16 protein-coding genes are annotated in these 23,298 nt (G+C 74.8%); 7 read left to right on the plus strand and 9 right to left on the minus strand.

Annotation, left to right across the window (positions count from 1 at the left end; translation table 11 throughout):
• The first annotated feature begins 114 nt into the window (after positions 1-114).
• Positions 115-1,053 carry a M28 family peptidase gene (locus ACQP04_RS31760; RefSeq protein WP_433504177.1) on the plus strand — a complete coding sequence of 313 codons (939 nt, stop codon included), beginning with the start codon at positions 115-117 and terminating at the stop codon, positions 1,051-1,053.
• Positions 1,054-1,386: 333 nt separating this feature from the next.
• Entirely contained in the window at positions 1,387-2,832 is a 1,446-nt protein-coding gene (locus tag ACQP04_RS31765) for a M28 family peptidase (protein WP_433504178.1), read from the plus strand.
• 101 nt (positions 2,833-2,933) lie between these two features.
• Here ACQP04_RS31765 and ACQP04_RS31770 read toward each other — a convergent pair whose 3' ends face one another.
• The 8 genes from ACQP04_RS31770 to sucC form a co-directional block, all read right to left on the minus strand.
• Positions 2,934-4,766, minus strand: a complete 1,833-nt coding sequence (locus ACQP04_RS31770; RefSeq protein WP_433504179.1) for a DNA polymerase Y family protein — start codon at positions 4,764-4,766, stop codon at positions 2,934-2,936.
• A gap of 252 nt (positions 4,767-5,018) precedes the next feature.
• Positions 5,019-5,978: a hypothetical protein gene (locus ACQP04_RS31775; RefSeq protein WP_433504180.1), complete on the minus strand. Its 960-nt coding sequence runs from the start codon at positions 5,976-5,978 to the stop codon at positions 5,019-5,021.
• Between the two features lie 630 nt (positions 5,979-6,608).
• Positions 6,609-8,168, minus strand: a complete 1,560-nt coding sequence (purH, locus tag ACQP04_RS31780) for a bifunctional phosphoribosylaminoimidazolecarboxamide formyltransferase/IMP cyclohydrolase (protein WP_433504181.1) — start codon at positions 8,166-8,168, stop codon at positions 6,609-6,611.
• Entirely contained in the window at positions 8,165-8,815 is a 651-nt protein-coding gene (gene purN, locus ACQP04_RS31785; RefSeq protein ID WP_433504182.1) for a phosphoribosylglycinamide formyltransferase, read from the minus strand. Before purN ends, purH begins: the two co-directional genes overlap by 4 nt.
• Positions 8,816-8,971: 156 nt before the next feature.
• A complete protein-coding gene (locus ACQP04_RS31790; RefSeq protein WP_433504183.1) occupies positions 8,972-11,089 on the minus strand; it encodes a cell division protein PerM in 2,118 nt (705 codons plus the stop codon).
• Between the two features lie 254 nt (positions 11,090-11,343).
• Complete coding sequence (locus ACQP04_RS31795; RefSeq protein ID WP_433504184.1) at positions 11,344-12,267, minus strand: DUF5336 domain-containing protein; 924 nt, start codon at positions 12,265-12,267, stop codon at positions 11,344-11,346.
• A 140-nt stretch (positions 12,268-12,407) separates the two neighbouring features.
• Complete coding sequence (sucD, locus tag ACQP04_RS31800) at positions 12,408-13,295, minus strand: succinate--CoA ligase subunit alpha (RefSeq protein ID WP_433504185.1); 888 nt, start codon at positions 13,293-13,295, stop codon at positions 12,408-12,410.
• Positions 13,296-13,300: 5 nt separating this feature from the next.
• Positions 13,301-14,488, minus strand: coding sequence for an ADP-forming succinate--CoA ligase subunit beta (gene sucC / locus ACQP04_RS31805; protein WP_433504186.1), 1,188 nt, complete (start codon positions 14,486-14,488; stop codon positions 13,301-13,303).
• 532 nt (positions 14,489-15,020) lie between these two features.
• On the opposite strand from sucC, the gene ACQP04_RS31810 reads away from it, so the two are divergent.
• Complete coding sequence (locus ACQP04_RS31810) at positions 15,021-15,995, plus strand: esterase/lipase family protein (protein WP_433504187.1); 975 nt, start codon at positions 15,021-15,023, stop codon at positions 15,993-15,995.
• Positions 15,996-16,310: 315 nt separating this feature from the next.
• Positions 16,311-17,105 carry a M23 family metallopeptidase gene (locus ACQP04_RS31815; RefSeq protein ID WP_433504188.1) on the plus strand — a complete coding sequence of 265 codons (795 nt, stop codon included), beginning with the start codon at positions 16,311-16,313 and terminating at the stop codon, positions 17,103-17,105.
• 202 nt (positions 17,106-17,307) lie between these two features.
• Here the strand turns inward: ACQP04_RS31815 and pcrA are convergent, their stop codons facing one another.
• Positions 17,308-19,647 (minus strand): DNA helicase PcrA, encoded by a 2,340-nt coding sequence (gene pcrA, locus ACQP04_RS31820; RefSeq protein ID WP_433504189.1) that lies wholly within the window; start codon positions 19,645-19,647, stop codon positions 17,308-17,310.
• 235 nt (positions 19,648-19,882) lie between these two features.
• Here pcrA and ACQP04_RS31825 point away from each other — a divergent pair, with 235 nt between their 5' ends.
• From ACQP04_RS31825 to ACQP04_RS31835, 3 genes are all read left to right on the plus strand, one after another.
• Positions 19,883-20,182 carry a chorismate mutase gene (locus tag ACQP04_RS31825; protein ID WP_037046297.1) on the plus strand — a complete coding sequence of 100 codons (300 nt, stop codon included), beginning with the start codon at positions 19,883-19,885 and terminating at the stop codon, positions 20,180-20,182.
• Between the two features lie 101 nt (positions 20,183-20,283).
• A complete protein-coding gene (locus ACQP04_RS31830) occupies positions 20,284-20,592 on the plus strand; it encodes a hypothetical protein (protein ID WP_037046294.1) in 309 nt (102 codons plus the stop codon).
• A gap of 313 nt (positions 20,593-20,905) precedes the next feature.
• Positions 20,906-23,212: a hypothetical protein gene (locus ACQP04_RS31835; protein WP_433504190.1), complete on the plus strand. Its 2,307-nt coding sequence runs from the start codon at positions 20,906-20,908 to the stop codon at positions 23,210-23,212.
• The last annotated feature ends 86 nt before the right edge of the window (positions 23,213-23,298 follow it).

Raw genomic sequence — 23,298 nt, forward strand, 5'->3', positions numbered from 1 at the left:
GAACGCCACTATTCGAGTGGCGGGATCACCGTCCGGTCCCCATGATCCGGGTGAGGGACCGTCGATCGGAGGGTCATGGTCGACCACCGTCACCGGGCGGCACACGCTGGGATCGTGCGCACCAGCCTCGCCGCCCTGCTCGCGGGACTCGCGGTGGCCTGTTCCGCCGCCACGCCCACGTCGCCGTCGCCCGTGCCGTCCGCCTTCTCGGACGGGCTCGTGGCCCAGGTCAGCGGTGACGGAGCGTATGTCCAGCTCAGCGAGCTCCAGCGGATCGCCGACGCCCACGGCGGCAACCGGGCCACCGGGCGCCCGGGCTACGACGCGGCCGTCGACCACGTCGCCGAGGTGCTGCGCGGGGCCGGCTTCGACGTCACCACCCCGACGTTCACCTTCCGGGACGCGCAGCACCGCAACGTGATCGCGCAGACCCGCACCGGTGATCCCGGGCAGGTCGTCCTCGCCGGTGCCCACCTGGACTCGGTGCGCGACGGCCCCGGCATCAACGACAACGGCACCGGGGTGGCGAACCTCCTGGAGATCGCCACGAAGATGGGCGGCTCGCCGCCGGTGGGCCGTGCCGTCCGCTTCGCGTTCTGGGGCGCCGAGGAGCGCGACTTCGAGGGCTCGCAGGGGTACGTCGACTCGCTGTCCGCGGCCGATCGCCGTGCGATCGCGCTCTACCTCAACCTGGACATGACGGCCTCGCCGAACGCGGGCTACTTCGTCCAGGGCGACGAGCCGGCCAGCCGTGACCTCGCGGCCCGGCTCACGGCCCTGGGGGCCGCGCCGGACGTCCTGGAGTTCGACGACGGGTCGGACTACGCGCCCTTCGTGAAGGCCGGCATCCCGAGCGCGGGCCTGCTGGCGGGCGACGAGCAGGTCAAGACCCCCGACCAGGCAGCGAGGTGGGGCGGTACCGCGGGCCAGGTGTTCGACAGCTGCTACCACACGGCCTGCGACACCCTCACCAACGTCGACCGCGTCGCCCTGGACCGCTTCGGCGACGCCGCCGCGGGCACCCTCGGGAGCCTCGCGACCTCCACCACCTGATCGACGTCCACCCGGTCGCCCACCGGACGACGCCGGCCGGGCCGCTCCCCAGCCCCCGACCGGCGTCATCCGGGCCTGCCGGCGGCGCGGTACCGGGGGCTCCCCAGCGTCCGGTCGCGCGCGTCCGGCGGTCGTCGGGGCTCCGTCACCAGCTCCGACGACGTCCGTGATGCTGTGATCAGTCCACTCCCACCACCTGAGAAACACCTGTGCTGCGCCCGTGCGACACCCGTGGACCCCGACCGCTCCGGGCGACCCACCCGATCGGGGTGATCGGCGCGCGCCCCACCCATGCCGGACACTGTGCGACGACACGGTGACGGAGGGGGAGCCATGCGGGGACGACGACTGGCGGCGACGGTGGCCGGGCTCGCGGCGCTCGTGCTCGCGGGGTGTTCCGCAGCACCCACCGCGCCCGCACCACCTCCCACGACGGCGGTGGCGCCCGATCCGGGGCTGCCCGCCCGGCTCATGTCCACCGTGAGCGGCGACGGCGCCTTCGCCCACTTGGAACAGCTGCAGCAGATCGCCGACGCGAACGGCGGCAACCGCGCCCTCGGCACCCCCGGCTACGACGCCAGCGTCGACTACGTGGCCCGGACGCTGCGCGACGCGGGGTTCACCGTGGACACCCCGACCTTCGACGTCCGCGCCTTCTCCGTGCAGGACCAGCGGCTGACCGTCGAGGGCCGCACCGTCGAGTCCACCGTCATGAGCTTCTCCCCCTCCACCCCGGCGGGCGGGCTGACCGCGCCGCTGCACGTCGTCGCCCAGGACGCCACCTCCGGCTGCGAGGCCGAGGACTTCGCGGGCATGCCCGCCGGGGCGATCGCGCTGGTCAAGCGCGGCACCTGCCCCTTCGGCGCCAAGTCCGAGAACGCGAAGAAGGCGGACGCTGCGGGGCTGGTCGTGGTCAACACCGAGAACGAGCGGCTCGACGGCACGCTGGGCGAGTCCACCGAGACCGTGCCGACCACGGGCGTGACCGCGTCCGCGGGCGCCGAACTCGCGACGAAGGGTGGCACGCCGGTCACCCTGCTGCTGACCACCACCACGCGGGACACCGTGAGTCGCAACGTGATCACGCAGACCACGACCGGCGACCCGAACCGGGTCGTGATGGCCGGGGCGCACCTCGACTCGGTGCCGGAGGGGCCGGGGATCAACGACAACGGCACCGGCACGGCCTCGCTGCTGGAGCTCGCGACCGCGCTCGGCCCGACGCCGCCGGTGGCCAACGCCGTCCGCTTCGCGTGGTGGGGCGCCGAGGAGCTCGGGCTGGTCGGCTCCACCCGGTACGTCGAGGGGCTCACGCCAGCCGACCGGCAGAAGATCGCGCTGTACGTGAACCTGGACATGGTCGGGTCGCCGAACGCCGGCTACCTCGTCTACGACGGCGACGACTCGGACGAGCAGGGCGCCGGCCCGGGTCCCGAGGGCTCGGCGGCCGTGGAGCAGGTGCTGCTCGACCAGCTCTCGGCCGTGGGCGTGCAGGGGTCGGGCACCGACTTCGACGGCCGCTCCGACTACGGCCCGTTCATCGCCGCCGGCATCCCCTCGGGCGGCCTGTTCACCGGGGCCGAGGAGCGCAAGTCGGCGCAGCAGGCCCAGCAGTGGGGCGGCCAGGCGGACCGTCCGTACGACGCCTGCTACCACCAGGCCTGCGACACCACGGCCAACGTCGACCGCACGGCGCTGGACCGCAACGTCGACGCCCTCGCGGGCACGGTCGGCCGGTTCGCCCTCGACCTGACCGGGGTGCCCCGGCGGCAGTCGTAGCTGCGGTCGTAGCGGCGGTCGCAGGGCCGGTCGACGGGCGGCCGGTCGACGGGCGGCCGGTCGTGGGGCCGCCGGTCGTGGGGCCGCCGGTCGTGGCGCCGTCAGTCGTAGATGCCGGTGACCCACCACCGCTCCTCCCGGTAGAGCAGGAGCAGGGCCACCCCGTCGGCCAGCTCGACCTGCAGCCGAGACCCGGTGAGGCCGTCGGCCGACCACCAGCGCCGGCGCACCGGCCAGGGCCCCGCCCAGTCCCGGACCTCGCGCGGGGGGTGCCCGGTGAGCAGCAGCCGGCGCGGGTCGGCCGCGAGCATGTCGGCCTCGTGCAGACCGACCGGCCTGCCCTCGGCGGTGTGCAGCTCGACCGGGATGGGCTCCTCCGGCACAGTCGCCGGCGACGGCGCCGGGAGACGGCCGGGCCAGGCCGGGACGGGGTCCCGCGCAGCCTTGCCGGTCCGGATCGGCCGCGAACGGCCGGGCTTGCGGGCGGCCGGACCCTGGGTCGCGGTCGGGGCGGTGCCACGGAGCGCGGCCTCGGGGGCGTCGGGCGCGAAGCCGCGCGGGGTCTCGCGCGGGAGCGGGGCCGGTTCGAGGACCGGGTCGAGGACGGGCACCGGTTCGCCGCCGACCACCCGCAGCCCGGCCGACGGGCCGTCCGGGTACGGGCCGAACCCCTCGACCGACGGCTCGGCGGGCGGGCCCTCGAGGGGGCCAGCGGCTCGGGAACCGGGCTCGGGGTCGTCGCCCCACGGGACGTACCGGACCCGCTCGCCCGGGTCGCGGCCGCCGGCGAGGACCGCGGTGACCACGGACTCCGGGCCGAGCAGCGCCTGGACCCGGACCAGCGCGCGCCCGGCCCGCTCGTCCGCCTCGCCCACGTCGCCCCACAGGCCGAGCTGCAGCGCACCCGCGGTGACCGTCTCCTCCGGGGTGAGCCGCAGCTCGACGACGGCGCCGGAGCCGCCGCGGGTCAGCCACGAGTCGAGCTGCCAGCGCACCCGGTCGACCGTCCCGGACGGGGTGAGCGGCTCGGCGCAGCGCCAGACCCGCAGCAGCTCCTCCCCGCCCTCGGTGCGCGCCCACACCCCCAGCCGGGTGCAGGAGAGGCCGTGCCCGGCCAGGGTGCGGTGCAGCTGCTCGGCCAGCGAGCGGGCGGCGAACGCGGCCGCGTCGACCCGCGTGACCGGCGGGTCCAGCTCGATCGCGACGGCGAGCTCCTCGGGCGGGCACCGGCGCACGGGCGGGCGCGGGTCCAGGCCGCGGGCGAGTCGGTGGGCGAGGACGGCGTCGGCGCCGAACCGGGAGGCGACGTCCGTCTGGGCCAGTGCCCCGAACGCGCCGAGGCTGCGCAGGCCCAGCCGCCGCAGCAGGTCCACCAGCTCGGAGCGGTCGACGTCGGGCTCGCGGTCGAGCTCCTCCACCCCGAGCGGGGCGAGGAACTCCGCGCTGCGGCCGGGTTCGACCCCCACCCCGCGGCGGGCGGCGAGCACGGCGGCGAACAGCCCGTCGGCGAACCCGGTCTGGCACTCCACGCCGGTGCGCGCGGCGACCTGGTCGATCAGCCGCTCGGCCGCCTCGCGCTCACCGCCGAAGAACCCGACCGGGCCCCTCGCCGGGAGTGCCAGCAGGCCGGGCCGGACCACCTCCACCCCCGGGGCCAGCTCCTCGACGGCGACGACCACCGGCTCGAACAGCCGCGCGTCCCGGTCCGGGTCCGGGGCCAGGACGGCGAGCTCGGGGCACCGCGTCTGGGCGTCCCGCCGGCGCAACCCGCGCCGCACCCCCGCCGCCCGCGCCCCCGCCGAGCAGGCCACCACGCGGTTGGCCAGGAACACCGCCGCGGGACGGTGGGCCGGGACGTGCGCGGCCTGCATCGCCGCGGTCACGGGCCAGTCCGGGGACCACAACGCCAGCACCCGCTCGCCGGGCTCAGCCATGAGAGTCCTCCCGGCCTGGGTGGCGGCCCGGGATCCGCGGAGTCGGGGTGGTGGGGCACATGATCACCGGCCGGGACCATCCACGGCCGTCAGGGGCGCGTCTCGGTCCGGGGCGGCGATCTTCCGACACCTGCAGCGGCGTGATCACCGATCGGGACCGTTCACGGCCATGAGCGGCGCGCATCGGTTCCGGGTGGGGATCTCCGAGGCGGCCGGCTACCGGTCGAGGCCGCCGTCGATCGCGGGGGGCGCTCACGAGACCGCCGCCCGGACCACCGGGACCTCCGCCGGCTCGTCGGCCGTGGTCGCACGGCGGATCTCCTCGCGCTCCGCGACCGCGCCGCCGGGCCCCGGGAGCAGCAGCTCCGTCTCACGCCCGGACGCACCCGTGCCGCGGCCGGTCGACCGCACCACCGCGCACCGCGAGCGCAACCGGCCCGCGCCACGCGCGACGCCCCGCCACTCCACCTGCGAGCATCCGAGAACCAGATCGGCACCGGGCCATGCACCCAGCGCGAGCAGCACCGCACCCCGCTGCCGGGCCCGCGCCTCCAGCCGCTCCCGGTCGGCCGCACGCACCCCCGCCCGCTCGGCGCCCGCGACCACGACGAGGTCCAGCCCGTCGAGCAGCGCGGCGGTGATCGCGACGAGGTCCGCGCCGGGCCGGGGCACCAGCGCGAGCCGCTCCAGCCGGATCCCGGCCTCCGCGGCGGCGACCGCGCCGAGCCCGGGCGCGCCGACCACACCCGCCCACGCGCCCTCGGCCGAGGCCTCGGCGAGCAGCCCGAACAGCAGGGACGTCGATCCCGGGCCGGTCGAGACCGACACGGTGGAGCCGCGCCGCAGCCCGCCCCCGGGCAGCAGCGGAGCCAGCGGGGCGACGACCGGGAGGGCCCGACCGTCGTCGCCCGGTGTCGGCGCGGGACGGGTCGCCGCGGACGAGCGGTCCTCCATCCGACGCAGCAGCCCGCGGGCCGTCGCGAGCCGCTCGGCGGCACTCTCCCCGCCCGATCCGCCCGATCCTCCCGACCCCACCGTACGGCCGGACCGAACCGGACGCCCCGCTCCGTGGACCCGCAGGTTCCGGGTGCGCGGGTCGGCGGGCGGGCGACCGCTCCCCACGATCACGCCGCCCTCCGGGTCCTCGCCCTCCCCGTGCCCCGGCCAGTCGACCGGCCAGGGATCCGGGTCGAGCGCCCTGGCCTCACCCACGCCGCACCGCCGCCCGGACTCGGAAGACACCTCGAGGGGGCGAAGGCACGAACTTCGCACACCGTCTGTCGCAGTCGCACACCCCCTCGACAGCCTGTGCGGCGTCGCTTCGGGTGTGCAGGCCGGCCGGAGCGGGTGCGCCGGGGCGAAAGGGGTGTGCAGCCTGCTGGCCTGGCCTGGCCGGCCGGTGTGCGAGGCGGATCGGTCGCCGACAGGGCCGCCGTGGCCACCGCAGCGGCACCGGTGCCGCGCGCGACACCGGCTCACGATGTGATGGGACACGGACGGCGCGGGCAGCCTGACGGCAGCTCACGACACACCTCCCCCGCACGACGGGCACGCCGCGGGGAAGACGGCGTTCGAACCTTTGTTCGAACTCTAACCCAGCCCACCGACGCCCTCAACCCGCGATCGGGTGGACCCGGGAGGGCGCCGAGCACAGGCTCGTTCCGAGCGCCACCTCACTGCGAGGCCGACAGCAGCACGGTGACACTCAGGCCGACGGGGCGACACTCAGGCCGGCGCCACCCGCATGATCATTTCGGGTGCAACCGGACAGTCCGAGCCGCGACATCGCCCTCACACTCGAAACCATCACGGCGGGCGGCGTGTCGCCGCCCGCCGGCGGGGTCAGTGGGCGAAATGCCGGGTGCCGGTGAGGTAGAGCGTCACGCCCGCCTCGGCGGCCGCGGCGGTCACCTGGTCGTCCCGGATCGAGCCGCCCGGGTGCACGACGGCCTTGACGCCGCCCTCGATCAGCACCTCGAGTCCGTCGGGGAAGGGGAAGAAGGCGTCGGAGGCCGCGACCGCGCCGCGCGCCCGCTCCCCGGCCCGGGTGACCGCGAGCCGGCAGGAGTCGACCCGGTTGACCTGCCCCATCCCGACCCCGACCGCGGCCCCGTCCGACGCGAGCAGGATCGCGTTGGACTTCACCGCGCGGCAGGCGCGCCAGGCGAACGCCAGGTCGGCGAGGGTCTGCTCGTCCGCGGCCTCACCGGCGACCAGCTTCCAGGAGGAGGGGTCGTCGCCCGGGGCCTCGACGGCGTCGCGCTGCTGCATCAGCAGGCCGCCGCTGATCGGGCGGATCTCGGCGCCGTGCCGGGCGACCTCGCCGTCGATCCGCAGCAGCCGGATGTTCTTCTTCGCCCGCAGGATCTCCAGCGCCTCGGGCGCGAACCCGGGGGCCACCACGACCTCGGTGAAGATGTCCTTGACCTGCTGCGCCATCTCGACCGACACCTCGCGGTTGGTCGCGATCACGCCGCCGTACGCGCTGACCGGGTCGGTGGCGTGCGCCTTGCGGTGGGCCTCGGCGACGTCGGCGCCCACCGCGATCCCGCACGGGTTGGCGTGCTTGATCACCGCGACGGACGGCCGGTCGCCGTGGTCGTGTGCGGCGCGCCAGGCGGCGTCGGCGTCGACGTAGTTGTTGTAGGACATCTCCTTGCCGTGCAGCTGCTCGGCACGGGCCAGCCCCGTCCCGCCGGCCTCGGAGGTGTAGATCGCGGCGGCCTGGTGCGGGTTCTCGCCGTAGCGGAGGGTGGCCTTGCGGGTCCACGTCGCGCCCGCCCACTCCGGGAAGGCCGACTCGCCGCCGCCCAGCACCGACCCCATCCAGGAGGCGACGGCGACGTCGTAGGCCGCGGTGTGCCGGAACGCCTCGGCCGCGAGCCGGCGCCGGTCCTCCAGCACGAACCCGCCGGCGGCGATCTGCTCGAGCGCCCAGGCGTACTTCGCGGGGTCGGTGACCACGGCGAGACTGTCGTGGTTCTTCGCCGACGCCCGGACCATCGCCGGCCCGCCGATGTCGATCTGCTCGACGCACTCGTCCGGCGTCGCGCCCGAGGCCACGGTCTCGGTGAACGGGTAGAGGTTCGAGACGAGCAGGTCGAACGGCGCGATGCCCAGCTGCTCGAGCTGCTCGAGGTGCTCCGGCTTGCGGGTGTCGGCGAGCAGGCCGGCGTGCACGCGCGGGTGCAGGGTCTTGACGCGGCCGTCGAGGCACTCCGGGAACCCGGTCAGCTCCTCGACGGGCGTGACGGGGACGCCGGCGTCGGCGATCCGCTGCGCGGTCGAGCCGGTCGACACGATCTCCACGCCCGCCGCGTGCAGCCCGGTGGCCAGGTCGAGCAGCCCGGCCTTGTCGTAGACGCTGATCAGGGCCCGCTTGACCGGCCTGCGTTCGCTCACTGGACTCTCGCCTCTCGGTTGCACAGCGTCTTTCCGGTACTCAGCGTCGCGACGGTGGCCACGAGCAACCGCCGCTCCGCGATCTTGATGCGTTCGTGCAGCTCGGCCTCGGTGTCGCCGGGCAGCACGGGGACGGCCTCCTGGGCCAGGATCGGCCCCGTGTCCACGCCGGCGTCGACCAGGTGGACGGTGGTCCCGGTGACCGTGACGCCGTGGGCGAGGGCGTCGCGGACGGCGTGCGCTCCGGGGAACGCGGGCAGCAGCGCCGGGTGGGTGTTGACGATGGGGCGGTCGATGCCGTCGAGGAACGGCGCGCCGAGGATCCGCATGAACCCCGCGCTGACGACGAGGTCCGGCCGGTGTTCCCGGACGGCGGCCAGCAGCGCGCGGTCCCACGCCGGGCGGTCCGGGTGCTCGGCGGGCCGCACGGTGAAGGCGGGGACGCCGGAGCGGGTGGCCCGGTTCAGCGCCTCGACGCCAGGCCGGTCGGTCCCGACGGCGACGACCTCCGCCGGATAGGCCGGGTCGAGCGCGGCGTCGAGCAGCGCCTGCAGCAGGGTGCCGGAGCCCGAGGCGAGCACCACCAGGCGGGCGCGCCCGGGTAGGCCGTCCCGCGACGTGGGCTGTGCGCTCGTCGGGGCGGGCACGGATCTCCTCGGGCGGGCGGCTCTGACGGACCCCTCCAGCCTAGGCCGCGACGGCGGTCACAGCGCGAGGACCTGCCCCGATCCGGTCAGGAGCCGGTGATCCGCGTTCGGGAAGGAGACCGTTCGGGAATCGAACGTCCCGCTGCCGGGCGGGGATCATGGAGCGTCGCTGTCGCGTTCTGCGGCCTCGCGAGCGGCGCGCTCTTCCGCCTGCCTCGCCCGCAGGGCGACGAGCTCACCCACCGTGCGGGGGCGTGGCTCGGGCTCGGTGGACTGCGTGGCGGCGGTCCGACCGGCAGAAGCCTCGGTCGGCTCGAGCCGGTCCGCGCGGTCTTCACGCTTCACGCGCTCGGACTGCTCGTCGGTCTCGGTGCGCTCGGCCGGATCGGGCGATGCGAGGCGCTCCTCGACGATCTCGGCCGGGTTCTCGACGGTCTCACGGTCCGCGTCGTGCGGGAGGTCCTCGACCGCGCGGAGGGCCGGGGGTGGAGCAGCGCCCGGCCGGAAGCGGACCGGACGGCTGCGGGTGCCGTTGCTGCGCTCCTGCCGGCGGGCGCGAGCGCGCTCCACCGCCCGCCCGCCGCCGGCGCGAGCTCGACCGTCGTGACTGCGCGAGCTGCCGGACGCTCGGCTGCGCGGCGCGTCCTCGCGGTCGGTCGCCCCGTCCTCGGCAGGGTCGTCCACGGACGACCCGTCGCCCGCCGCACCGTCGGCGCGCTGCTTCGCGCCTGCAGCCCACTCAGCGCCCTCAGCGCCATTACCTCCCTCAGTGCCCTCACCCCCGCGATCGGCCGCCTCGTCCTGTGAAGCCTCGCCGCGCCCGGAGTCGCCGGAGTCATCGGAGTCGACGGAGCCCTCAGCGCGCTCGGAGCCGTCCGTCCCGCCCTCCGGGTCGTCGGAACCGTCGGCGCGGTCCCGGTCGTCCCCGTCCCCGACCCGCGCCCCGTCGTCGAGATCCGCCTCACCCGAGCCGTCCTCGCGCGCGGAGATCTCCTCCTCGGCCTCGTACCCGTCCCGGTACCAGCCGAGCTCCTCGTCGTCCCTGGCCGCCTCCCGCCCCGGGCCACCCCGTTGCACCAGTGCGAGGACCGCCGCGGGCCCGCCGATCCACACCACGACCGCGAGCAGGACGAGCCAGGCGGGCATCGCGACCGGGTCGTACCGGCCCGCCGCCAACCGTCCGCCGGCCAGCGTGGCGACGAGCGCCGCGACCAGGGCGAGGGTGATCGACGCGACGCCGACCGCCCGCATCCGCTCCGGCAGCGTGGACTCCGGTCCCAGCACCGTCCGGCAGATCCCGCCGACGACCAGCCCGATCCCGACCGGCACGATCACCACGACGACGGCCCAGGCCGGCGACGGTACCGTCGGCAGCGCCCCGAGCAGCGGGAGCGGGGGCAGCGGGGCGGGTGCGCCGCCGAACGGCGTCCACGCCCCGAGCCCGACGTCGACGCCCGGGCCCAGCAGCCAGGACGCGCCGGCGATCGCGGCGTTCGGCAGGTAGGCCAGGCCGAGCAGCGTCATTCCCAGAGCCGCACCGCCGGTCGGCGCCAGCGCCTCGTAGAGGCCGTGTACCCGGCCGGCCCCGACGACGAGCCCCACCAGCACGACGAGCGCCCCGGCGAGCAGGAGTGCGGCACCACCGACCGCCGCGGCCGCGAGCCCGGCGGCCGGCCAGCCCTGCAGCCGCTCCCGCCAGTCCGCCGGCAGGCCACAGGCGCGCAGCACGCCGATCCCGGCACCGACCGCGGCGATGAGCCCCGCGCCGAGCATCGCGGCCCAGGGAGCTGCCCCGACCGCGGCCGAGGTGGGCAGCAGGGCGCTGCCGAGCACGGCGACGGCCGCGTGCGCCCCGGCCGAGGCGGCGACGACCGCACCGGCGTCCTGCCGGATCCGGCGCCCGAGTCGTCGGGCCGCCCACCGGGCACCCCACGCGACGACGACGATCACCGCCACCGTCGGGAGCAGTGGCAGCACGCTCAGCGGCTGCCCCTCCAGCGCCAGCGGGATGAGGTGGGCCGCCAGCCAGAGCGGGATGGCGGCGGCGAAGGCCCCGTCGACGGAGCTGTCCGCGCCACCGCCCGCGAGCACCACGAGCAGGGCCGCGGGCACGAGCATGGCGTAGCTGACCAGCACGGTGCCCATCGCCGCGGCGAGGACGACGCGGAGCCGGTCGAGGCCCTCGGGGACCTCCGGTCCGGGCGTCTCGGCCGCGTCGGGCGCGCCGTCCGGCTCCTCCTCCGCACGGTCCGGGGCACGCAGCGAACGGGTCACCCCGCCAGCGTCGCAGCGCGGGCGCCGGGAGTCAGGCCGCCACGCCGGGGCCCCGCGGGTCCGGCGAACGCCACCCGGGACAGCTCCCGACCCGCGCTACCAGAACTGCCGACCCGTGCTACCGGAACTCCCGACTCGCGGTGCCGGAATTCCCGACTCGCGGTGCCGGAATTCCCGACTCGCGGTGCCGGAACTCCCGACTCGCGCTGCCGGAACTCCCGACTCGCGGGACCGTACCCCCTGTCCGGAGGAGATCAGCCCTCGCTGCGGCGCTCGCCCTCGGTCGGGATCCGCGTGGTGCGGTCGGCCTCGGGCCGTCCGTGCCGCCCGCTGCCCTGCTCGTCGGTCCCCCGGGGCGACTCGATGCGTGTCTGTTCCAGCTCGCCGGGCTGCCCACCCGGCGGTGTCGACGACGGCGCACCGGACTCGGTCGCGCCGGCCCACCCGGTCTGCGGCTGCCCCTGACCCGGCTGCGGGGCCTGTTGGCCCGGCTGCACCGGCGCGCCGACCGATCCGGGCTGACCTGACGGCCCCTGCTGACCGGGCCCGGGTTGCGGCTGGCCCCACGGCCCGCCCTCGTACCCCTGCGGCTGGCCGTAGGGCGCCTGCTGCGGCGGCGGGCCCTGCGGCGACCAGCCGTAGCCGTACTGGCCACCCGGTCCGGGCTGCTGGACGTAGCCCCCGCCCTGGCCGGGCGGCGGGTACCCGCCGTACTGCTGGCCGTAGGGGCCGTACTGCTGGCCGTAGCCCTGCGGCGCCTGCTGCGGCCTGCGCGCGGGCATGCTCAGCAGCCCGGCCTCCATCAGCACCGCGCCGCCCAGCGCCGCGGCCGCGAGGAACGCGAGCACGAGCGCCACGATCTCGATGCCGCCGACGGCGAACTGCGCCGCCGCCACCGCGACCTGCACCAGCGACAGGAACCCGACGACGGTGATCACCGCCCCCGGCACGAGCACCTTCCCCGCCGCCCGCGGCAACAGCGCCGCGGCGGCGAGCAGGCCGCCCGCCAGCACCAGCGACGGCCCGTACAGCAGGCTGCTCAGCGGGGAGAAGAAGCCGAGCAGGTAGACGACGAGTGCCAGCCCGGCCCCCGCCATGACGAGGGTGCGCGCGGGACCCTGCAGCGGCGCCGGGGCCTCCCCGGTCGCCGGCTCCGGACTCGCTCCGGTCTGGCTCATGACCACTCCCTTGCCCGTTCTCGTGGAACCGGGGCGACGCTAGCCGACGGCCCCCACCGGCCCGCGCCCCCGTCACGACAACGCGCGGGCCCCGGGAGGGTTCCCGGGGCCCGCGCGTCGGAAAGATCGAGGTCAGGACGTCACAGGGACTCCATGATCTCCTTCATGAGGGAGGCGGTCTCGGACGGCGTCTTGCCGACCTTCACGCCGGCGGCCTCGAGGGCCTCCTTCTTGGCGGCCGCGGTGCCGGCCGAGCCGGACACGATCGCGCCCGCGTGGCCCATCGTCTTGCCCTCGGGGGCGGTGAAGCCCGCGACGTAGCCGACGACCGGCTTGGTCACGTTCTCCTTGATGTAGGCCGCGGCCCGCTCCTCGGCGTCGCCGCCGATCTCGCCGATCATCACGATCGCGGCGGTGTCGGGGTCCGCCTCGAACGCCTCGAGGGCGTCGATGTGCGTGGTCCCGATGACCGGGTCGCCGCCGATGCCGATGGCGGTCGAGAAGCCGAACTCCTTGAGCTCGAACATCATCTGGTAGGTCAGCGTGCCGGACTTCGACACGAGACCGATCTTGCCCGGGCCGGCGATGTCGGCCGGGATGATGCCGGCGTTGGACTTGCCGGGGCTGATGATGCCGGGGCAGTTCGGGCCGATGATGCGCGTCTTGTTGCCCTTGGCCACGGCGTGCGCCCAGAAGTAGGCGGAGTCGTGCACCGGGATGCCCTCGGTGATGACGACGGCCAGCGGGATCGCGGCGTCGATGGCCTCGAGCACGGCGTCCTTGGCGAACTTCGGCGGCACGAAGATGACCGAGACGTCCGCCCCGGTCTCCTTGATGGCCTCCTCGACGGTGCCGAACACCGTCAGCTCCTTGCCGCCGATCGAGACGGTGGTGCCGGCCTTGCGCGCGTTCACGCCGCCGACGATGTTCGTGCCCGCCGCCAGCATCTTGGTGGCGTGCTTGGTCCCCTCGGAGCCGGTGAGGCCCTGGACGACGACCTTGGAGTTCTCGTTCAGGAAGATCGACATTGTGCTCAGGCTCCCGCGGCCAGCTCGGCGGCCTTGTCGGCCGCGTCGTCCATCGTGGCCACCTGCGTGACCAGGGGGTGGTTGGCGTCCTCCAGGATCTTCCGACCCTCGACGACGTTGTTGCCGTCCAGGCGGACGACCAGCGGCTTGGAGGCCTCGTCGCCGAGGATCTTCAGCGCCTCGACGATGCCGTTGGCCACGGCGTCGCAGGCGGTGATGCCGCCGAAGACGTTGACGAAGACGCTCTTGACGTCCGGGTCGTGCAGGATGACGTCCAGGCCGTTCGCCATGACCTGCGCCGACGCGCCGCCGCCGATGTCGAGGAAGTTGGCGGGCTTCTGGCCGCCGTGCTTCTCGCCGGCGTAGGCGACGACGTCGAGCGTGCTCATCACGAGGCCCGCGCCGTTGCCGATGATGCCGACCGAGCCGCCCTCGAGCTTGACGTAGTTCAGGTTCTTGGCCTTGGCCTTCGCCTCGAGCGCGTTCTCGGTGCGCTCGTCGACCAGTTCCGCGTGCTGCGGGTGGCGGAAGTCGGCGTTGCCGTCCAGGGTGACCTTGCCGTCGAGCGCGATGACCTTGTTCTCCGGGTCGCGCACCAGCGGGTTGACCTCGACCAGCGTCGCGTCCTCGGCGACGAAGGTCTCCCAGAGCTTCACGATCACGTCGGACGCCTGGTCGGCGACCTCGGCCGGGATCTTGCCGGCGGCGACGATCTCGTCCGCCTTGGCCTTGTCCACACCCTGGATCGCGTCGATCGGGATGCGCGCCAGCGCCTCCGGGCGCTCGACGGCGAGCTGCTCGATCTCCATGCCGCCCTCGGCCGAGCACATGGCCAGGAAGGTGCGGTTGGACCGGTCGAGCAGGAAGGAGAAGTAGTACTCCTCGCTGATGTCCGACGCGGTGGTGACCAGCACCTGGTGCACGGTGTGGCCCTTGATGTCCAGGCCGAGGATGGCGTTCGCCTTCTCCTTGGCCTCGGCCGGGCTCTCGGCGAGCTTGACGCCGCCCGCCTTGCCACGGCCACCCGTCTTGACCTGGGCCTTCACCACGACCGCGGTGCCCAGCTCGGCGGCGGCGGCCTCGGCGGCCTCGGCCGTGTCCACCGTCTTGCCCGGAAGCACCGGGACTCCGTGGGCGGCGAAGAGGTCCTTCGCCTGGTACTCGTACAGGTCCACTCGGCTCTCCCGATTCACGTCGCTGTGCCGGCAAGCGTCGCGAGGACCGGGGACGCGGCGATGGCCGTGCCCGCCCTGCGAGGTGCCCGCACGTAGAGACCTACTCCGACGTTGGACCCTAGCGACGCCCCTGCTCCTTCATGACATCCGCCCAGGTGAGCTGCCTCACCGACCCCGGAGTAAACCTCCGCACACCCGTCGTGCCTGCCGGATCGGCCCGGGGTGCCGGCCGCGTGTGACCAACGAGTCGTCCACGGGGAGGCGTACGCCTCACCCGTGCGGGGCCGCGGCAGCCGGGTGGTCCCGGCCGGCCGTGCCGGTGACGCGCTGTGACGGGGACCCGGCGTTCGAGAATCGCCTCACCCGGGGCGGCCAGCATCCCTCGGCGTCGGGGACGCTCCGACCCGGCCGCTCGAGAATCTTGCGCCGATCACCGCGCCGCACTGGTCCGTTCGGCCGCCTCGCCGGACGGGGAGGTCGTCACGCGGCCGTTCGGATATTTCCGTCGCGTTACCCGGCGGGTTCCCGGATTCCGACTTATCGTCTGTTCATGGCGTCGGTCCGCAGGGGACTGCACCGCCTGGCCAGGACGGCCGACGGTGCACGCTCCGTCATGGGCCGGGTGCTGGTCGACGCCGGGGAGGCCGCCGGGTACGCCGCGCGGACCTTCGCCTCCCCCGCCGGGCTGCGCGGGCTGGTGCTGGAGAACGCCTGGTTCGCCGCGCACGTCGCGCTCTATCCCGTCGGGCTCGCCGGCGAGACGATCCGGCCCCGCACCCACTACCGCACGGACGACCTGGACCCGGTCCAGCGCAGCTTCGTCTGCGGCGACGTCGAGGCGGCCGGCACGCCGGTCCTGCTGATCCACGGGATCATGGACAACCGGTCGGTGTTCACCGTGTTCCGGCGCGCGCTGCGCAAGCGCGGATTCGGCGCCGTGCTCGCGATCAACTACAGCCTGCTCACGGACGACCTCCGCAGCGCCGCCCGCGCGGTCGGCGAGCACGTCGACCGGCTGCGCGAGGCCACCGGCGCCGACAAGGTGCACATCGTGGGGCACTCGCTGGGCGGCGTGATCGCGCGGTACTACGTGCAGCGCCTGGGCGGCTCCGAGTTCGTCGACTCGCTCGTGACCCTCGGCAGCCCGCACACCGGCACCAACACCGCGTACCTGCTGCCCACCCCGCTCGCCCGGCAGCTGCGCCCCGGGTCCGCGGTGATGGCCGAGCTCGCCGGGCCCGCGCCGGACTGCACGACCCGCTTCCTCGCCGTCTGGAGCCGGATGGACCAGATGGTCGTGCCGCAGCGCAACGCCCGGCTGCGGCACCCCGACCTCGACGTCACGGAACTGGAGCTCGACGACGTCGGCCACCTCGCCCTGCCCGTCGACCCGCGCACCGTGCACGCCGTGGTGACCGGGCTGGCCACTCGCGGAGAGCTACCGATCCACCCTTTTCGTCAGCGCCGGCGGCGCCGGGAACGGCTCGCCGCCACGCAGGGTGAGCGTTCCTCCCCCGCGTCCTGAGGCGCCGTCGTCCGATCGGCGGCACCCGGCTGTACACCCGGGGGTCGGGTTGGACGCGGCGGGGACGGCCCGCTAGGTTCGAGCCGTCCGTGTCACGGAGCGATCACGACGGCACGGCGCCGACCCCGAACGGCGCCGAAGGGTTTCCCCGAACCCACGCCGGCGCGCCCCGGAGGCCCGGCACGAAGAGAAGGGCAGGTCTTGCGCCACCGCTCCCCACGCGGCGCCCGACCGGTCCCCGAGCACGTCGCGACCCCCCGCGCGACGGTGCGCGCGGGACACCGGCTTCCGGCGCCGCCCGCCGTGTCGCTGCGCGTGCGCGCGACCGTCGCCGCCTGTGCGGGCGGTGCGCTGGTCGCCGCCGGACAGACGATGCTCACGGCGCTCGCCGGCCCCGCCGTGGCCGCGGACCCGTACGAGAAGCTCGCCGCCAACGCGATGCTGCCGGTCGCGGACGAGACCGCCGGACCCACCGCGGACTCGATCGACCCGGCCACGCCCGCCACGCGGGCCATCGGCGCCGACCAGCTGACCGGCTCCTCGCCGCAGGCGCTGCCGGTGCTCGACGAGAAGTCCGAGCTCGACGTCGCGAGCCTCACCAAGGCCGTCGACATCGGCACCCGGATCGCCGCGACCGCCCGACAGATCAACGCGGCCCTCTCCGGCGGCGCCCCGCAGGCGGTGCTGGAGCACGGCGAGGCCTACGTCCTGCCGACCACCGGCCGGTTCACCTCCGGGTTCGGCGCCCGCTGGGGCGTCACACACTACGGCATCGACCTCGCCGCCCCGATCGGCACGCCGATCTTCGCCTTCACCGACGGCGTCGTGGAGGAGTCCGGGCCGGCCAGCGGCTTCGGGATGTGGGTGGTGCTCCGGCACGCCGACGGCACCCGCACCGTCTACGGGCACATCAATCGCTCGCTGGTGAGCGTCGGGCAGACTGTCTCGGCCGGCGAGGAGATCGCCGAGGTCGGCAACCGCGGGCAGTCCACCGGCCCGCACCTGCACTTCGAGATCTGGGACGCGGGCAAGAACAAGATGAACCCGCTGCCGATCCTGCAGGCCATGGGCCTGCGCGTCGTCGGGGACGGGGCGAACTCCCCCGACTAGTTCCGCGCATCATGGTTCCATAACGCGCACCGGACGGGCCCTTGCGCGCATTCTGGTTCCATAACGCGTTTCGGACGGGTCTTTCCGCGCATTCTGGTTCCATGATGTGAATTCAGGCGGATTCGCATCGTGATCTGGCGAGCCGCCGGGCGGCGACGGCGCGGCCGTCGGCGCACGCCGACAGCGATCGTGCCGGCGCCGGTCAGAGCTTCTGCATCGGGACGCCGCCGATCAGCATCAGCCGCACCGTGCCGGCGCTGCCGAAGTCGATCGTCACGGTGGCCCGCGGTCCCACACCGTCGGACGCGACGACCGTGCCCAGCCCGTACTTGTCGTGGTTGACCCGGTCCCCCACCTCGAGGTGCAGCTCGGCGTTGAGCGCGCGCTGCGGGACCTTCCAGTCCCCGCGGTCGGTGGCGGTGGACCGGCGGCCGAACCCGAACCGACCCACCGGCGCCGACGGCCGCTCGGGCTCGGAACGCGCCCAGTCGACGAGCTCGGCCGGGACCTCGTCGAGGAACCGCGAGGCCGGGTTGGTGCTCGGCTGGCCGAAGGCGGACCGCACGATCGCCCGGGACAGGAACAGCCGCTGCTGGGCGCGGGTGATGCCGACGTAGGCGAGCCGCCGCTCCTCGGCCATCTCGTCCGGGTCCCCGAGCGTGCGCATGTGCGGGAAGATCCCGTCCTCCCAGCCGGTGAGGAACACGACCGGGAACTCCAGGCCCTTCGCGGTGTGCAGGGTCATCAGGGTGACCATGCCCTGGTCGTCGTCCGGGATGGAGTCCGCGTCGGCCACCAGGGCGACCCGCTCCAGGAACGCGGCCAGCGAGCCGGGCTCCGGGGCACCGACCTCGACGTCCGAGTCGTCCAGGTCCGCGACCGCCGCGTCCCCGGCGAACTCCCGTGCGACCGTGACGAGCTCGGCGAGGTTCTCCAGCCGGGTGCCGTCCTGCGGGTCCTCGCTGGCCTCCAGGGCCTCGGTGTAGCCGGTGCGGCCGTAGACGTTCTCGAGGATCTCGGCGGTCTCGTCGCCGCGGTCGACGCCCTCGCGCAGCTCGTCGAGCATCCGCTGGAACGCGGCGATGTTGCGCTGGCTCCGCGTGGCGAGCTCGGGCAGCTTCTCCGGTTCCTCGGCCGCGACCCGCAGTGCCTGGCTGAACGAGATTCGCTGCCGCTCGGCGTAGTCCGCGACCAGGCCCTCCGCCCGGTCCCCGATGCCGCGCTTGGGCACGTTGAGGATCCGGCGCAGGCTGACCGTGTCCTCCGGGTTGGACAGCACGCGCAGGTAGGCCAGCGCGTCCCGGATCTCCTTGCGCTCGTAGAACCGCACGCCGCCGACGACCTTGTACGGCAGCCCGATCCGCAGGAACACGTCCTCGAAGACGCGGGACTGGGCGTTGGTCCGGTAGAAGACGGCGATGTCGCAGTTGCGGAACTCCCCGGAGTCGACGAGCCGGTCGATCTCCTGCCCGACGAAGCTCGCCTCGTCGTGCTCGTTGTCGGCGACGTAGCCGACGATCCGCTCGCCGTCCCCCTGCTCCGACCACAGCCGCTTGTCGCGGCGGTTCGGGTTGCGGGCGATGACCGCGTTGGCCGCGGACAGGATGGTCTGCGTGGAGCGGTAGTTCTGCTCGAGCAGGACCGTGGTCGCGTTCGGGAAGTCCTGCTCGAACTCCACGATGTTGCGGATGTTCGCGCCGCGGAACGCGTAGATCGACTGGTCCGAGTCGCCGACGACGCACAGCTCGGCCGGCACCGCGCCCGCGGTCGCGGGCGCGACCAGCTCGCGGACCAGCGCGTACTGCGCGTGGTTGGTGTCCTGGTACTCGTCGACCAGCACGTGCCGGAAGCGGCGGCGGTAGTACTCGGCCACGGCCGGCATCCGCTGCAGCAGCGCCACCGTCTCCATGATCAGGTCGTCGAAGTCGAAGGCGTTGGCCTGACGGAGCCGCTCCTGGTAGGTCGCGTAGACCTGCGCGACCCGCCGCTCGTGCTCGTTGCCCGCGCGCTGGGCGAAGTCCTCCGCCGTGATCAGCTCGTTCTTCAGGTTCGAGATCTGCGCGGCCAGCGACCGGGCGGCGAACTTCTTCGGGTCCAGCTCCTGGTCCCGCGCGACGATCCCGATCAGCCGGCGGGTGTCGTCCGCGTCGTAGACCGAGAAGGCGCTGCGCACGCCCAGGTGCTTGGCCTCGCGGCGCAGGATCCGCACGCACATGGAGTGGAAGGTCGACACCCACATCGCCTGCGACCGGCGGCCGACCAGCCCGTCGACCCGCTCCTTCATCTCGGCCGCGGCCTTGTTGGTGAAGGTGATCGCCATGATCTCGCCGGGGTGCACGCTCCGCTCGGCGAGCAGCCAGCCGATCCGGTGGGTGAGCACCCGGGTCTTCCCCGACCCCGCCCCCGCGACGATCAGCAGCGGGCTCCCCGCGTGCGTGACGGCCTCGCGCTGCTTGGGGTTCAGCCCCTCCAGCAGTGCCGCGCCGCGCTTCGTCTTCGGCTCCACCGGAGCCTGGGCGGGAAGTTCGAACAGAGCGCTCATCGTGTCGAACACGGTACCGCCGTCCCCCGACGGAACCGGAATCGGCGCACGGCCGCGCGCCGTGTGGCAGACTGTCCGCGTGCACCGCACCTCGTCGACGGGACGATTTTTCTACGGGTACCGGATTCCGGCACCCGTCGCCCGCTGACGCAGCAGAACCGACGCCCCGGAGTCCACGGACCCGGGGCTTCTTACTGTCCGGGGTCGGTGGACGCCCCTCGTGAGGAGTAGACCGATGTCCGTGACCGACGACCACACCGCCGCCGAGGTCCCCGCCCCGGCCCCGACCGACGCCGAGATCGCCGAGCTCCGCAAGGAGATCGACCACCTCGACGCCGAGATCCTGCGTCTGGTCAAGCGACGCACCGAGGTCTCGCAGCGGATCGGGTCGGCGCGGATGGCGGCCGGCGGGCCGCGCATCGTCTACAGCCGGGAGATCACGGTCCTCTCCCGCTTCCGCGAGCTCGGCGCCGAGGGCCGCGAGCTCGCCATGCTCCTGCTGCGCCTCGGGCGCGGGCGGCTCGGCGCGCGCTGAGGCGGCCCGCCGGTCGCGGCGGCTGAGGCCCCGCTGAGGAGCGCGTCGCCGCCCGGCGAATCCCCCGCACGGAAAGGCCCCGCCGTGGCACTGTGGTGTCCATGGGGATCGTCTTCTCGCTGATCGCTCTGATCGGGCTGTTGGCCGCCCTCGGCCACGTCGGCTACGTGGCGATGCTGAACAACGCCGCCAAGAAGAAGGGTGCGGCCGGCGCCGAGATCGCCGCCTACACCCGCACCCGCATCCCGGTCGCGGCCGGTGCCACCGGCGTCGCGCTGCTCGGCCTGCTCATCACGAGCGGCCCGAGCCTCACGGCCGACGTCATCGGCATGCTGCTCGCGGCCGGCGGCGGCGTCGTGGGCTACCGCGGCCTGCAGCAGGAGCGCGCGAAGTACCCGACCTCCCGCTGACCGGGGGCGGGACCGGGCACGGAATGTGTCCGAGTCGTGACGTGACGCTACGTCATGACGATCGGCGCTCTCGTCACGCCCCGTGAAGGCCTGACGACGGGCCGCCAGACCCCGTCCGACCTGCGCGAACCAGGGTCGTGAGACGATCTTGTGCCGGTCACCGCACGGCCAGCGGTCGACCTCCTTCGATGAGCGGAGTTCACCCGAACGAACCACCCGCGATGAGCGGGCGAATGACACTTGGTGAACAGCGCGTGACTCCGGTAGACCTGACCGGGTCGCTCCCCGCGCTCCCTGAGGAGGTCGGCCGGTCGTGGCCACGTTCGAGCACCGCGTCGGCAATCCGCTGCCGCCGGAGAACCCTGTCACGGTGGCGGAGCTGCTGCGTCGCGGTGTCCCCGCCCAGCGCGCGGCCACCGACGCCCCGGAGGCGCCGGCCCCGGCCGCGCCCGCTGCGGAGGGTCTCTCCGAGTCCAACGCCGACCGCCGCCCGCTACCCCGGATCCCCGCTCCGCGGCCCGCGCCGGAGGACCTGGTCGACGCGGCCGACGACGTGTCGGCGCTCCCGGTCGCCGGACCCGACGAGCTCGAGGACCTCGCAGACCTCGACCACCTCGACGAGGACCTCGAGGGCGCCCCGGTGACGGGGAACCACGCGCTGCCGGACCCCGAGGACCCGCGACCCAGCCAGATCATCTCCGTCGGCGCGCTCCTGCGCCGCGAGGGCCGCGCCCCGCACGCCCTCGACCGGCCCATCCAGCCGCGCCCGGCGCAGCTCGGCCGGCGCAGCCACCCCGGCGCCCGGCGCGCCGCCGTCGCCGCGGGCGCGCTCGTGGCCACCGGCTCGGTGCTCGCCGCGGCGATCCTCACCGAGACCTCCAACCGCAGCTCCGAGGCGCAGGCCGCCGCGGACGGCAGCTTCCCCGGCATGTCGCTGCGGGACGGGATCCAGGGCGCCCTGATCGGTGGCGTCGGCGGTCTCGAGGCGGGTCAGGCCGCGCCGACCTCCTGGATGACGGTCGCGTTTCCGTCGGCGCTGGTCGACCCGGTCACCGCGACGGCGCTCGGCGGCGCGACCGGCGGAACGGCCCCGGCCGGCACGGGCGCGGCGTCCTTCGTCGGGCCGGTCGCCGCGGCTCCCGTCGCAGGCGGCACCGGCGCCGGTGTCGCGCCGGCCACCGGCGGCACCGCGACGGCCCCGAACATCCTGTCCCCGATCTTCGGCGGCGGCTCCACCGGCGGCGGTACGCCGGGCGGCGGGTCCACCGGCGGTGGCACCGCCCCCGGCGGCTCCGGCGGGTCGGGCGACGGCAGCATCGTCGGTGGCGTGGTCGGCACGGTCGGCGGCGCGGTCGGGGGGATCGGCGGAAGCGTCGCCGAGCCCGTCGGCGAGGTGCTGACCCCGGTGACCGACTCGGTCGGCCGCGGCGTCGTCAAGCCCGTGACCTCGGCCGTCGGCGGCGGTGTGGTCGCGCCGGTGAGCCAGGCGGTGGGTGGTGTCGTGGGTGGTGTGGACAACGCCGCCGCGCCGCTGGCCCCCGTGACCCGGGGTGTCACCGGTGTCGTCGAGAACGTCGGCCGGACCGCGGCGCCCGTGCTCGAGCCGGTGAACCAGACCGCGCAGCAGGTCGTCGGCGCCGTGAAGCCCGTCGTGCAGCCGGTCGCGCAGGTCGCGACCGGGACCGTCGGTGCCGTCGGCGGAGCGGTCTCGTCGGCCGCGGCGCCCGTCGTCGCGCCGCTCGCCGGTGCGGTCGGCCCGCTCACCACACCGGTCGTCGACGACGTCGTGGCCCCGGTGACCGGGCACGTCGTCGCCCCCGTGGCGGACGCCCTCAAGCCCGCCGTGACACCGCTCGCCGACGTCCTCGAGCCGGTCACCACCCCGGTGCTGTCCGCCGCGGCCCCGCTCACGGCGCCGCTGCTGAAGGCGACCGCCCCGGTCACCGACCCGCTGCTCAAGGCGGCCGCGCCGGTCACCGGCCTGCTCGACACGTCGGCAGCCACCCGGAGCACCCCGGCCTCACAGGCGCCCGCAGCCGCGGCGGCGCAGGGTGCGGCCGGCCAGGCCGGCTCGGCGGTCGAGCAGACCGCGACGCTCGCGCCCGTCACGAAGGCGGTCGACACCGTGACCAGCGCCGCGCCGGCGCCGGTGAAGGACGCGGTCGAGACCGTCGCGGCCCCGGTGCAGGGCGCGGTCGGCGGCCTGCTCGGTGGCGGGTCCGGCGGGTCCGGTTCGCAGGGCGGGTCCTCGGCGACGGGTTCCGGGTCCACCGGGTCGCAGTCGGGCGGGTCGGGGTCCACCGCGGACTCCGGCTCGGACGACACCGACTTCGGGGCCGGCGCGCGCTCCTCCGGCTCCCGCGGCTCCGGCTCGGAGTCGACCGGTTCCGGCTCGAGCGGCTCCTCCTCCGACTCGCGCGGCTCGGATTCCGGCAGCTCTGACTCCGGCAGCTCTGACTCCGGCAGTTCGAACTCCGGCTCCGGCAGCTCGGACGGCTCCGGCGGCTCGGGCTCGCTGCTCCGCGAGACCTCCGAGGGCGCCGGCAGCGCCGCGAAGACGGTCACGGGCGGGCTCGAGGGCACCACCAGGGCGGTCGGCGGTCTCCTCGGCGACAAGTAAGGATCCTCCGACCGAAGGCCCGCTCCACGACACGGAGCGGGCCTTCGCGTCTCTCCGGCGTTCCGCCTGCTCCGGGCCCCTCACCG

Source organism: Pseudonocardia halophobica (assembly GCF_050948485.1).
Lineage (GTDB): Bacteria > Actinomycetota > Actinomycetes > Mycobacteriales > Pseudonocardiaceae > Pseudonocardia > Pseudonocardia halophobica.